Source organism: Actinacidiphila polyblastidii (genome assembly GCF_036353415.1).
In the GTDB taxonomy this organism is placed as follows: Bacteria; Actinomycetota; Actinomycetes; order Streptomycetales; family Streptomycetaceae; genus Actinacidiphila; species Actinacidiphila polyblastidii.
On the sequence record NZ_JAZEWV010000008.1, the window covers coordinates 78556 to 91701 of the forward strand.

The 13146-nt window shown below is 75.4% G+C and carries 8 protein-coding genes; 7 read left to right on the top strand and 1 reads right to left on the bottom strand.

The window, feature by feature from the left end; genetic code table 11:
- Window positions 1–36 precede the first annotated feature (36 nt).
- On the top strand, window positions 37–1041 hold the full coding sequence (locus tag V2S66_RS12645) for an aldo/keto reductase family protein (RefSeq protein ID WP_330794747.1): 1005 nt from the start codon (window positions 37–39) through the stop codon (window positions 1039–1041).
- A 68-nt stretch (window positions 1042–1109) separates the two neighbouring features.
- On the opposite strand, the gene V2S66_RS12650 is transcribed toward V2S66_RS12645, so the two are convergent.
- A complete protein-coding gene (locus tag V2S66_RS12650; protein WP_330794748.1) occupies window positions 1110–2381 on the bottom strand; it encodes a transglycosylase family protein in 1272 nt (423 codons plus the stop codon).
- Between the two features lie 146 nt (window positions 2382–2527).
- On the opposite strand from V2S66_RS12650, the gene V2S66_RS12655 reads away from it, so the two are divergent.
- The 6 genes from V2S66_RS12655 to V2S66_RS12680 all read left to right on the top strand — a co-directional run bounded on the left by V2S66_RS12655 (window position 2528) and on the right by V2S66_RS12680 (window position 13111).
- Window positions 2528–3529, top strand: coding sequence for an LLM class flavin-dependent oxidoreductase (locus V2S66_RS12655; RefSeq protein ID WP_330795046.1), 1002 nt, complete (start codon window positions 2528–2530; stop codon window positions 3527–3529).
- A 505-nt stretch (window positions 3530–4034) separates the two neighbouring features.
- Complete coding sequence (locus V2S66_RS12660; protein ID WP_330794749.1) at window positions 4035–5384, top strand: D-alanyl-D-alanine carboxypeptidase family protein; 1350 nt, start codon at window positions 4035–4037, stop codon at window positions 5382–5384.
- A 90-nt stretch (window positions 5385–5474) separates the two neighbouring features.
- Entirely contained in the window at window positions 5475–7643 is a 2169-nt protein-coding gene (locus V2S66_RS12665; RefSeq protein WP_330794750.1) for a restriction endonuclease, read from the top strand.
- 407 nt (window positions 7644–8050) lie between these two features.
- Window positions 8051–9202 (top strand): transcription termination factor Rho, encoded by a 1152-nt coding sequence (rho, locus tag V2S66_RS12670; RefSeq protein WP_330794751.1) that lies wholly within the window; start codon window positions 8051–8053, stop codon window positions 9200–9202.
- A gap of 59 nt (window positions 9203–9261) precedes the next feature.
- On the top strand, window positions 9262–10092 hold the full coding sequence (locus V2S66_RS12675) for a phytanoyl-CoA dioxygenase family protein (RefSeq protein ID WP_330794752.1): 831 nt from the start codon (window positions 9262–9264) through the stop codon (window positions 10090–10092).
- 172 nt (window positions 10093–10264) lie between these two features.
- Window positions 10265–13111: a helix-turn-helix transcriptional regulator gene (locus V2S66_RS12680; protein WP_330794753.1), complete on the top strand. Its 2847-nt coding sequence runs from the start codon at window positions 10265–10267 to the stop codon at window positions 13109–13111.
- Window positions 13112–13146: the final 35 nt, after the last annotated feature.

Consider the following 13146-nt stretch of genomic DNA (forward strand, 5'->3'; position numbering starts at 1 on the left):
GCACCCGCCGGCGTGCACGATCTAGAGTCGGCAACCATGGAATACCGTCACCTCGGCCGCAGCGGCCTGGTCATCAGCGAGATCGCCTACGGAAACTGGCTCACCCACGGTTCCCAGGTGGAGGAGGACGCCGCCACCGCGTGCGTGCGCGCGGCGCTGGACGCCGGGATCACCACCTTCGACACCGCGGACGTCTACGCGCAGACCCGCGCGGAGTCGGTGCTCGGCCGGGCGCTGAAGGGCGAGCGCCGCGAGGGCCTGGAGATCTTCACCAAGGTCTACTGGCCGACCGGTCCCGGCCGCAACGACCGCGGCCTGTCCCGCAAGCACATCATGGAATCCATCGACAACTCGCTGCGACGGCTGCAGACCGACCACGTCGACCTCTACCAGGCGCACCGCTTCGACCGGTTCACGCCGCTCGAGGAGACGATGGAGGCGTTCGCCGACGTCGTGCACTCCGGCAAGGCCCACTACATCGGTGTCTCGGAGTGGACCGCGGACCAGATCCGCCGGGCCCACGCGCTCGCCCGCGAGCTGCACATCCCGCTGGTCTCGAACCAGCCGCAGTACTCGGCGCTGTGGCGGGTCATCGAGGGCGAGGTCGTCCCGGCCTGCGAGGAGCTGGGTCTGGGCCAGGTGGTCTTCTCCCCGGTCGCGCAGGGCGTGCTCACCGGCAAGTACCTGCCGGGCGAGCAGCCGCCGGCCGGTTCGCGCGCGACCGACGACAAGGGCGGCGCGGGCATGATCAGCCGCTGGATGAGCGACGAGGTGCTGGAGCGCGTGCAGCTGCTGCAGCCGGTGGCCGCGGACGCCGGGCTGAGCATGGCGCAGCTGGCGGTCGCCTGGGTGCTGCAGAACCCCAACGTCTCGGCGGCGATCGTCGGCGCCTCGCGCCCCGAGCAGGTCACCGAGAACGTCAAGGCGGCCGGCGTGCGGCTGGACGCGGACCTGCTGGCCAGGATCGAGGACGCGCTGGCGCCCGTGGCCGCCACCGACCCCAAGCGGGTGCACGACAACGTGCCGGCGCAGCGACCGTAGCGGTGCGCCCGGCGGCCGGCACACGATCCCGGCCGCCGGGGGGGTCGTCGGACGTCAGGCGTCAGGCGTCAGACGGAGACGCCGTGGGCGCGCAGGTAGCGCAGCGGGTCGACGTCGTCGCCGTAGACCGGTCCGGTCCTGATCTCGAAGTGCAGGTGCGGCCCGGTGGCGTTGCCGGTCGCGCCCGAACGGGCGATCCGCTGGCCCTCGTTGACGTGCTGACCGGCCTTCACCGAGATCTGCGAGAGGTGCCCGTACTGGCTGAAGTGGCCGTCGGCGTGCCGGATCACCACCTGGTAGCCGTACGAGCCGCCCCAGCCCGCGGTCACGACGGTGCCCGCGGCGACCGCGTGGACGGCGGTGCCGGTGGAGACCAGGAAGTCCACGCCGGTGTGGTAGCCGCTGGCCCAGCTGCTGCCGGAGGCACGGTACGGCGTCCCGATGGGCGCGTGCTCGACGGGAAGCGTGTATCCGGTACGCACCGGGGTGGGCGCGGGCTTGGTGTGCCGCTCCAGGGTGCGGGTGCCGCCCGGCTTGGCCGCGGGCTTCGGCGTGGCCTTGGGCGTCGTGCGGGGAGCCGCCTTCGGCGCCTGCCTGGGGGCGGGCTTGGGGGTCGTCCTGGGCGCGGTCCTGGTCGCGGGAGCGTCGAGCGCGAGCCGCTGACCGGGCAGGATGAGGTCGGGGTCGCCGCCGACGACCGTGCGGTTGTCCCGGTAGAGCTGCGGCCAGCCGCCCGCCACCTCGTGGTCCTCGGCGATTCCGGAGAGCGTGTCGCCGCTGACGACGGTGTAGCGGTCCTTGCCCGCGGCCGCGGCACGCGCGGCCGCCGGGCGGGCCGTCGCCGGGTGCGCGGCCGCCGGGTGCGCGGCGGCTGCCGGCTTGGCCTGCGGCGTGCTGTGGTGGGTGCTCGCCTGCCGGATCCTGGCGGGCGGCATGTGCACGGTGTGCGAGGTGGTGGCCGCCTCCGGGCTGAGGCCGCCCCGCACCGAGCAGACCGGCCAGGCGCCGGGACCCTGGCTGCGCAGTACCGCCTCGGCCACCGCGATCTGCTGGTTCCTGGTCGCCAGGTCGGCACGCGGCGCGTAGGACAGCCCGCCGAAGGACTTCCAGGTGCTGGCCGCGAACTGCAGTCCGCCGTAGTAGCCGTTGCCGGTGTTGATGTGCCAGTCGCCGGACGACTCGCAGTTGGCGACCTTGTCCCACACCCCCGTCGTCGCCGCGTGGGCGCTGCTGAGGCCGATGAGCGGCAGGGCCAGCCCGGCCCCGCTCGCGGTGACGGTCAGCGAGGCCTGGGAGACCCGGCTCGGACGGTAGCGACGGTGACGTCCGCGTAAGGGCATGGCGCGAGTCCTCTCCTGGACCTGGGCCGCCGTGCGGCCGGGCGGGGCCAAGATAGGCCCCTCCCCGCCCGCCGACAAGGGCGCACATGCCGGGCGGGGAGCCGCCCCCGCGGGAATGACGCGCCGCGGTGGGCGTTGACACCTACGTGAGTTCCGTGCTGCGCGACACCCCGTTCTCCGTGCTCGACAGGTCCCGTACCCGCGAGGGGCAGGACATGGCGAGGGCGCTGCGGGACACGGTGGCGTTCGCCCGGCAGGTGGAGGACCTCGGCTACCAGCGCTTCTGGGTGTCCGAGCACCACAGCGTGCCCGGCGTGGCGGGCTCGGCGCCCACGGTGCTGGCCGCTGCGGTCGCCGCGGCCACGCACCGCATCCGCGTCGGCACCGGCGGGGTGATGCTGCCCAACCACCGGCCGCTGGTCGTCGCCGAGCAGTTCGGCGTGCTGGAGTCCCTGTATCCGGGCCGGATCGACATGGGGCTCGGCCGCTCCGTCGGCTTCACCGGCGGCATCCGCAAGGCGCTCGGCCACGGCAAGGAGGACGCCGAGGACTTCGACGGCCTCCTCACCGAACTCCTCGGCTACTTCACCGCCACCCAGCGGGTCCACCCCCAGGTGCACGCGTGGCCCGCGGAGGGACTGCGGCCCGCACCGTTCGTGCTGGCCACCGGCAGCGGGGCGGACCTCGCCGCGGCGCACGGCCTGCCGCTCGTCATCGGCGGGGTCCGCGGCGAGGACGCGATGCTGCGCGCGGTGGACCGCTACCGGGCGGCCTTCCGGCCGTCGCAGTGGGCCGCGGAGCCCTACGTGGTGCTCTCCGGCACGGTCGCCGTCGCCGACGACGGCGAGCAGGCGCGCCGCCTGCTGGTCTCCGAGGCGTGGTCGGCGGCCTGGTCGCGCACCCACGGCGTCTTCCCGCCGCTCGCCCCGCCCGAGGCGGTCGCCGCACGGGCGATGAGCCCCGTGGAGCGGGACCGCTTCGAGGAGGCCATGACCGGCCACCTCCACGGCACGCCGGAGGACGTGTCCAAGGCGCTCGAGTCCCTCCTCGCCCGCAGCGCGGCCGACGAGTTCCTCGTCACCACCAGCACGTACGAGCCTGCGGCTCTGCTCCACTCCTACCGTCTCCTCGCCACCCTCCGCGCCTGACCCGCCCCCCCCCCGCGACGATGGCCGGACCACCGGCCGGCGGGTGACTGCGCGCGCCCGCGCCCTGGCAACACGCAACGCCCACCGCATTCCGGGCGCAGCCCGGGTTTTCAGGGGCGCGGGGAACGGCGCGACCAGCCACCACGACGGCTGCACGTCGCCACCACCCCCAAGGGGCAATTGCGGTCGCAGACCGGACCACCGACCGGCGGCCGGTCGCCCGCGCAGTTCCCCCCCGATCAGCCGCAATGCCCACCGCAGACCGGGCCCGGCCCAGGCTTTTCAGGGGCGCGAGGAACGGCGCGACCAGCCACCACGAGTGCTGCACGTCGCCACCGGCCCGAAGGGCCAAACGCTGACGTGCCCGCCCCACCGGGCGGACGTCCCCTCACGTAGAGGAAATTGCGCCGGATGTGACGGCGCGTCCGCTTGCGCCGGCGCACCCCTCATCCGGATGGCGTCCGCCGCCGCGCACGACCGCGGAGGTCGTTTTTACGGTGACGGCATGACAGCCTCACGCCTCCCGCACCACACGGCCGCGCAGGGCGGCCCCGCCCGGCGCCGGACCGCCGCGTCGACCGCCGCCTCGATCGCCGCCGCGTGCTGCCTGTGCGCCCTGCCGCTGCTGCCCGCGCTGGCGGGCACCGCCGCGGCCGCGGCCGACGCGCACGGCTCGTCGACCTCGCCCGGCTCCTCCGGCTCCTCCCGCTCCGGCACGGACACGGGCACGGGCACCGTGCACACCGCCGCGGACTCCTCCGGCGCCGCCGGCACGCTGCTCGCCGAGCCCGGCGTGCACGTGCTGCCGCACGACGGCGCGCCGGCGCTGCCGTCGGGGATCTCCGCCCTGTCCTGGACGGTGTCCGACGCCACGACCGGCCAGGTCCTCGCCGCGAAGGACGCGCACAAGCAGCTGCCGCCGGCGTCCACGCTGAAGACGCTCTTCGCCGACACCGTGCTGCCGCGGCTGCCGCGGGAGCTGTCGCACAAGGTGACCGACGCGGATCTGGAGGGCATCGGCGCGGGCAGCAGCATGGTCGGGGTGCAGGCGGGCCAGACGTACACGGTCGCCGACCTGTGGCGCGGCGTCTTCCTGGCGTCGGGCAACGACGCGGTGCACGTGCTGGCGCATCTGAACGGTTCGGTCGAGCAGACCGTCCAGCAGATGCAGGCGAAGGCGAAGATGCTCGGCGCGAACGACACGCACGTCGTCTCACCGGACGGCTACGACCAGCCGGGCCAGGTGAGTTCGGCGTACGACCTGGCCGTCTTCGGCCGCACCGGCCTGCAGAACCGGGACTTCGCGGAGTACTGCTCCACCAGGACCTCGCTGTTCCCCGGCGGTTTCGACGCGCACGGCAGCTACGTGACCTCCTTCGGCATCCAGAACACCAACCGGCTGCTGTCCGGCGCGAACGGCGTGACCCCGTACCCGGGGATCATCGGGGTGAAGAACGGCTACACCACCAACGCGGGGAACACCCTGGTCGCCGCGGCCCGGCGGGGCTCCCGCACGATGCTCGTCACGGTGATGAACCCGCAGTCGGGGGTGCCGCAGGCGGTCTACTCCGAGGCGGCGAAGCTGCTCGACTGGGGCTTCGCGGCGGCCGGCCGCACCACGTCGGTCGGCACCCTCAACGCGGCGCCGCGCCCGTCGGACTTCCAGGCCGCGCCGGCCCGCGCCCGGCTCCCCTCCGGGCCCGCGCAGAAGCCGGCCGCGGCGGCGGCCGGGACGCCGGTCGCCGCGCGCTCCACCGCCGCCTCACCCACCGCGTGGTACGTCGGCGGCGGCCTCGCGGCGGTGGCCGCGGCGTCGGTGCTGGTGCTGCGGCGTCGCGCCGGTGCGAAGCCCTGACATGCGCGGGAGCGCCGGGTTAGGGTCGGTGGACCGGCAGTCGACGCTGCCCGCGCACCCTGGCGCACACCGAGAGGAAGCCGTTTCCGCATGAGCCGTCGTTCGCCCGGACTGGTGTCCGCGTGGGCCGAGATCCAGCGTCAGCAGCAGCGGCAGACGGAGGCGCAGCGCCGGGCCAGGGCGCAGGCGCAGCGGGAGGCGGAGCGGCAGCAGCGCGCCATGGAGCGGGCGCAGGCGCGCAGCCGCCGCGAGCAGCAGGCGGCGTACCGCAGCGGCCGGGAGGCCGACGTGGCCCGGCGCACCGGCGAACTCGACGCCAGGATGGCGGAGTTGCGCGGCCTGCTGCGGGCCGGCTGCGCCGCGCCCGCCTTCTCCCCGGCCGCGCTGACGACCGCCGAGGCGCTGCCGCCGTTCGCTCCCGGCCGGCTCGCCGAGCCCGTACCGATGCCGCGTCTTGAGGCGTACGTGCCGCAGCAGCACACCGGTTGGGGCGGCCGCCGGGCCCAGGAGGCGGCGGCGCGCGCCCAGTTCGAGACGGATCTGGTGGCGGCGCAGGCCGCCGAGGCGCAGCGCCGGCAGCAACTGGCCGGCTACGAGCGGCAGTACCGGCAGTGGGCGGACCAGCGTCTGGCGGAGATACGGCGGCACAACGACGCCGTGCGCGCCTGGCTCGACGGGCTCGGGCGGGGCGAACCGAGCGCGGTCGAGGAGTATCTGACCGCAGCGCTCTACGCCGCCACGGTCTTCCCCGAGGGGTTGCCCCGGCAGGTCTCCGCGTCCTTCCAGCCGCCCGAGCGGCGGCTGCTGCTCAGTTGGGAGCTGCCGCCGTTCTCGGTGGTGCCCGAGGTCTCCGCGATCCGCTATCTGCCGGGCCAGGACCGGGAGAAGGAGGTCGCCCGGCCGGTCACCGAGCGCCGGGCCGCCTACCGCGACGTGCTGGCGCAGCTGATGCTGCTGGTGCTGCGCGAGGTGTTCGCGGCGGACTCCTCCGGCCTGCTGGACTCGGTCGCGCTCACCGGTTTCGCGGACGCCACCGACCCGGCGACCGGCCATCGTTCGCCGGTGTCCCTGGCGACGGTGCTGGTCTCCCGAGCCGACTTCACGGCCGTCAACCTGTCCCGGGTGGACCCGGTGGACTGCCTGGTCGAGGGGCTCGGCGGTCAGCTGTCGGCGCGGCCCGACAAGCGTGCCGCCGTCACCGCGGTGCGGCTGCCCGGCACCGCGGGGCGCGCGGCCGTCTCGCACGGCGGCGGGGCGGAGCCCGATCTGCTGGCCATGGACCCGCTGGAGTTCGAGGAGCTGGTCGCCGAACTCTTCCGGGCGATGGGCATGCAGGCGGTCACCACGGTCCGCTCCGGCGACGGCGGGGTGGACGTGGACGCCCTGGACCCGGACCCGATACGCGGTGGCACGATCGTCGTGCAGGTCAAGCGGTACCGCAACACCGTGTCGCCCAGCGCGGTACGCGACCTGTACGGCACCGTGCAGAGCGTCGGCGCCAACAAGGGCGTGCTGATCACCACTTCGGGCTTCGGGCCGACCTCCCACACCTTCGCGCACGGCAAGCCGCTGACGCTGGTGTCCGGCACCGAACTCGTCGAGCTGTTGCACCAGCACGGCCTCACCGGGCGGCTCGGCCCGGCGCCCGCCGCCGGCCGCGCCGGCTCCGGCGATCCAGGCGGCTCCGACCCCGGCGCGGCCGGCGGCGACGGTGGCGCCAGCGGCGACAGCGGCCGGCGCGGCGCCGGGCCGGACGTCCTGGACGACCCGGAAGCCAGCGTGCTGGGCATGTGGTGGGACGGTCCGGTGCGGCTGGACGTGTGCGCGCTGGTGTGCCGGGGCGGCGCCGCGCTCAGCGACGCGCACTTCGTCTTCTACAACAACCCGTGCACCGCGGACGGCGCCGTGCGGATGACGCCGGGCCTCGGCGAGGACAAGGCCGCGGTGTGGGTGGCCTTCGACCGGCTGCCCGCGGCGGCGGACCGGCTGGTGCTCGTCGCCGCCGTCGACCCGGCGGCGGACCCGCACGCGGACCTCGCGGGCTTCACCGGTGCCCGCATCCGGCTGACCGACTCCTCCGGTGCGGAGGCCGGCCGGCTGGAGGTGTCCGACGGGCGGCCGGGCGAGACCGCGCTGGTCCTCGGCTCCTTCCGCCGCCGCTCCGGCGGCGACTGGGACTTCGTCCCCGGCGGCAGGGGGTACGGCGGCCAGAACGCGCTGGAGGACCTGCTCAGGGACCACGGCGTGGACGTGGAGTGAGCCGACCGCCGACCGCCGACCGGTGCCAGGAACCCGGTGCCGGGAGCCCGGCAGCCGTGCTATCCTCAGCATGAGGGACTCATAGTCCGTGCACTTCTGTGGCACCTGTCCCTCCGGTTCGGGCACTGAACACCCGGCCTTCCGCACCATCTCCTCTCCGGCCTCCGCGCCGGGCGCGTTCCGGCTTCCTCGTACGAGCCATCCTCGTCGTACCGGCCGATTCCGCGCCGCCACCGGTTTTCGCGGCGACCCCTCGCAGGCGGTCCGACACAGGACCTGACCCTCGTGGACCGGCCACCGCCGGTGGAGGCTTCCGCGGCTCGCGGAGCGTGACGTGACCGCTCGCGCCGCCATCCCCACCCCGCGCCACCCACGACTTCCTCCGTCCGCGAAAGGACGACCCGCACATGACCGACATTCTCGAACGCCCCGCTGCCCGGCAGGAGTTGCCGCAGCGGATCACCGGCGTACTCGACATCGACCGGGGCGGCAACGGCCACCTCAGGGGACCGGGCCTCCTCCCGGGACCCGACGACGTCCAGGTCTCCCAGGCACAGATCCGCAAGGCGGGACTGCGCAGGGGCGACCTGGTGGAGGGCACGGCCGGGCAGCGGCCCGGCGTGCTCGGGGAGGTGCGGCTCGTCGGCGGGCGGCCTCCCGCCCGCGACCGGCGGCACTTCGGTGACCTGACCCCGCTCCACCCGCGCGAGCGGCTGCAGCTGGAGAGCGCGGCGCTCAAGGGCTCCGGCGCGGTGGCCGGCCGGCTGATGGACCTGATGTCCCCGGTCGGCAAGGGCCAGCGCGGCCTGATCGTCGCGCCGCCCAAGGCCGGCAAGACCGTGCTGCTGCAGAGCATCGCCGCCGCCGTCGCCGACAACCACCCCGAGTGCCTGCTGATGGTGCTGCTCCTGGACGAGCGCCCCGAGGAGGTCACCGAGATGCGCAGGAGCGTCCGCGGCCAGGTGATCTCCTCCACCTTCGACCAGCCCGCCAAGCAGCACATCGCGGTCGCCGAGCTGGCCGTGGAGCGGGCCAAGCGCCTCGTGGAGCAGGGCCAGGACGTGGTGATCCTGCTGGACTCGCTGACCCGGCTGTGCCGGGCGCACAACGCCGTGGCCGCGAGCGGCGGCCGTACCCTGTCCGGCGGCGTGGACGCCGCCGCGCTGCTGGGCCCCAAGCGGCTGTTCGGCGCCGCCCGGCTGGCCGAGGAGGGCGGTTCGCTGACCATCCTGGCCACCGCCCTGGTCGACACCGGCTCGCGCGCGGACACCTTCTACTACGAGGAGCTGAAGGGCACCGGCAACATGGAGCTGCACCTGGACCGGTCGCTCGCCGAGCGGCGGATCTTCCCCGCCGTCGACGTCACCTCCTCCGGCACGCGGCGCGAGGAGCTGCTGCTGCCGGCCTCGCAGCTGCAGACGGTCCGCGGGCTGCGCCGCGCCCTGCACGGCAGGGACGCGCAGGGCGGCCTGGAGACCCTGCTCGACCGGATCCGGCACACCCCGGACAACGCGAGCTTCCTCCGGCAGATCCACGGCACCCTGCCCGAGCAGGGCTGAACCGCCGCGCCGGGAAAAAGCGTTGGCGCCCGCGCGCGGCCCCGCGTGATGATCGGCAGGTGGACGACGACGCGTTGGAGCAGCGCTTCCTGCGGGACGGGTACGTGAAGCTCGACGGCGCCTTCCCGGCGTCGACCGCCGAGCGGTGCGCCGCCCTGCTCTGGGAGCGGACCGGCTGCGACCCGCACACGCCGGCGACCTGGACGAAGCCGGTGCACTGGGTCTTCGACATGGCGCAGCCGCCGTTCGCCGAGGCCGCCAACACCCCTGTTCTGCATGCCGCGTTCGACCGGCTGGTCGGGCCGGGCCGCTGGGCGCCGCGCACCTCGCTGGGGTCGTTCCCGTTGCGTTTCCCGCACGAGGAGGAGCCGGACGACGCGGGCTGGCACATCGAGGGCAGCTATCTGCCCGACGGCGAGAGCTGGTACTTCGCCAACGTCCGCTCCCGGGACCGTGCGTTGCTGATGCTGTTCCTCTTCACCGAGGTCGGCGAGCAGGACGCGCCGACCAGGATCAGGGCCGGCTCCCACCTGGATGTGCCGCCGGTGCTGGCCCGGTACGGCGAGGACGGCGCGTCGATCCTGGCGCTGGCGAAGGAGCTGGACGCGGTGAGCGCGCACCGCCCGCAGGCGCTCGCCACCGGACGCCCCGGCGACGTCTACCTGTGCCACCCCTTCCTCGTGCACGCCGCCCAGCCGCACCACGGGACGCGCCCGCGGTTCATGGCGCAGCCGCCGCTCTACCCGACGGCGCCGTATCTGCTCGACCGGGCCGACGGCGACCACTCCCCCGTCGAGACGGCGATCCGCCACGCGCTCGGCGCCGGGCAGGACCGGGGGGCGCGCCCGGGGGCCGCACATCCGTCCGGCCCCGGACGGGCGATCGGCTAGTGCTCTGGCCGGAAATGCCTGCCTGGTTCGCGGTGTCCGGTGCGGTGCGTCGCCACGCGCAGGATCGTCCTCGTACTGGGCGTACCCGGGCGACTCCGACAACGCCGCGAGGTGCCGTGCCGGGCGCCGCGAACCAGTGAACATTTCCGGCCGGAGCACTAGCGTGCCCGGCATGCTGCACGGACGGGACGGGGAGGCGGCCGCGCTCGACGCGCTGCTCGACGGCGCACGCGAGGGCCGCAGCGGTGTGCTGGTGCTGCGCGGTGACGCCGGGATCGGCAAGTCGGCGCTGCTGGAGTACGCGGCGGGCGCCGCCTGCACGATGACCGTGGTGCGCGGCCAGGGCATCGAGTTCGAGGCGGAACTGCCCTATGCCGGGTTGCAGTTGCTGCTGCGCCGGGCGATGGGCTCGGCCGCCGCGCTGCCGCCGCCGCAACGGCGGGCGCTGGAGGCCGCGTTCGGGCTGGCGGCGGACGGCCCCCTGGGCGCGCGCGGCGACGGATCGGGCGGCACGGGCCCCGGCGGCACGGGGGGCGCGGGGGAGCCGATGTTCGTCGGGCTCGCGGTGCTCTCGCTGCTGTCCGAGCACGCGGGTGACGGGCCGCTGCTGTGCGTCGTGGACGACGCGCAGTGGCTCGACCGGGCCTCCGCCGACGCCCTGGCGTTCGCGGCCCGCCGGCTGGACGCCGAGGGCGTCGTGATGCTCTTCGCGGTACGGGACGGCGAGGGCGCGTTTCCCGCGACCGGGCTGCCGGAGCTGCGGCTCGGCCCGCTGGACGGCGCCGCGTCGGCGGCGCTGCTGGCGGAGCGCGGCACGCCGCCGGCCGCCCCGGCCGGCGCCCAGGTGCTCGCCGAGGCCCAGGGCAACCCGCTCGCCCTGCGCGAACTGCCGCTGGGCCTGCGCGGCGAAGGGCGCGCGGCGCCAGCAGGCTTCGCGGCGCTGCCGCTGACCAGCCGGCTGCAGCTGGCCTTCCACGGGCAGGTGAGCCGACTGCCCGCCAGGACGCAGACGTTGCTGCTGATGGCGGCCGCCGACCACAGCGGCGACGCGGACACGCTCCTGCGCGCCGCCACCGAACTCGGCGTCGGTGTGGAGGATCTGACGCCCGCCCAGAACGCCGGGCTGGTCTTCGTCGACCACGTGGAGGACAGGCTGCACTTCCGGCATCCGCTGGTGCGCGCCGCGGTCTACCAACGCGCGCCGCTGCCCGACCGGTTGGCGGTGCACCGGGCGCTCGCCGCGGCGGCCGACCCGGTGCGGGACCCCGACCACCGGGCCTGGCACCTGGCCGCCGCCGCCACCGGCCCCGACGAGGCGGTCGCCGCCGCCTTGCAAGCCACCGCGGGCCGCGCCCGCGAACGCAGCGGCCACACGGCGGCGATGGCCGCGTACGAGCGCGCCGCCCGGCTCAGCACGGACCCCGAGGCGCGGATCGAACGCCTGGTACTGGCCGCCGAGTCCGCGTCCGAGGCGGGCGACCTGGGCGCCGCCCGCGACTTCGCCGACCAGGCCGCCCGCCGGGCCGCGCGCCGGGACGACACGCGGGCCGGCGCGAGCGGGGCCGCGGGCCCCGACGCGGTCGTGCGAGCCCGCATCCTGCACGTCGACGGGCTCGCGGAGTTCTGGCGGGGCGACTTCCCCGCCGCCCACCGGACGCTGACCGGCGCGGCGGCGCTCGCGGCGGCGCCGGACCCCGCGCGGGCCGCGCGGATGCTGGTGCAGGCCGCCCACACCGCCTGGTACCTCGGCGCGGACGAGGTGGCCGGCACGATGGCGCGGCTCGCCGCGCTCGACCTGCCCGCGGACACGCCGATCCGTCCGGTCGCCGACTTCGTCACCGGCGCGCTGGCCCCGGCCGCACGGCCGGCCGGCGCCCCGCCGCCGTCCCTGGCCGCGGCGGCCGCGGCGGCGCGGGCGGCGCACGGCGGCCGGATCGACCCGCGCGACCTGGTCATGCTCTGCGGCGTCGGCCTGACCCTCGGCCAGGACGCGGACGCACACGAGCTGACCACCGCGCTCGCCGCCGAGAGCCGCGAGAGCGGCGGCGTCGGACGGCTGGCCACGATCATGTTCTTCCGGGCCGAGACGGAGATCTTCGACTCCCGCTACGACGCGGCGTACCGCACCGCCACCGAGGGGCTGCGGCTCTCCCGCGACACCGGACAGGGCCAGTGGGTCAGCCAGTTGAGCAGCGCGTTGGCGCATGTCGCGGCGGTGCGCGGCGCGCAGGAGGAGTGCCGGCGCCATGTCGACCTGGCGCTCGGCGGCGGCTCCGGCGCGGCGATGGCCCCCGGCGCTCCCTGGGCGTACTGGTCGCAGGGCCTGCTCGACCTCGGCCTGGGGCGCGCCCGCTCCGCCCTGGACCGGCTGCTGCTGCTCGGAGAGCCGACCGTACGGCACCACATCAGCGCCACCCGAAGCGTCCCGGACCTGGTGGAGGCCGCGGTCAGGATCGGCGAACCCGGGCGCGCCGACGAGGCGTTCGCCCGCTTCCGCGACTGGGCGGAGCGCTGCGGCCAGGGCTGGGCGCGGGCGCTGGTCGAACGCTGCCTGGCGCTGCGCGCGCCCGACGAGCGCGCCGAGCGGCACTACGCCGCCGCGCTGGCCGCGCACGAGCCGCACCGGCGCGCGATGGAGTCGGCCCGCACTGAGCTGCTGTACGGCGAGTGGCTCCGCCGGGCGCGCCGCAAGACCGAGGCCCGCGACCGGCTGCGCACCGCGCTCGACGCCTTCGAGCGCCTCGGCGCCCGCCCCTGGGCCGACCGGGCCCGCAGCGAACTCAACGCGACCGGAGCACGTGTGACGGCTCGTCAGCCGGCGTCGCCCTCTCCCGCGGACACCGCGGGCCTGACCCCCCAGGAGTCGCAGATCGTCCGGCTGGCCGCCGAAGGACTGTCCAACAAGGACATCGCCGCCCGGCTGTTCCTGAGCCCCCGCACGGTCGGCTACCACCTCTACAAGGCGTATCCGAAGCTGGGCGTCGTCTCGCGCACCGAACTCCCCTCCCTGTTCGCCTAGTTCGGCGAGCCGGCGGGCCGCCGGCGGAGGTGGCG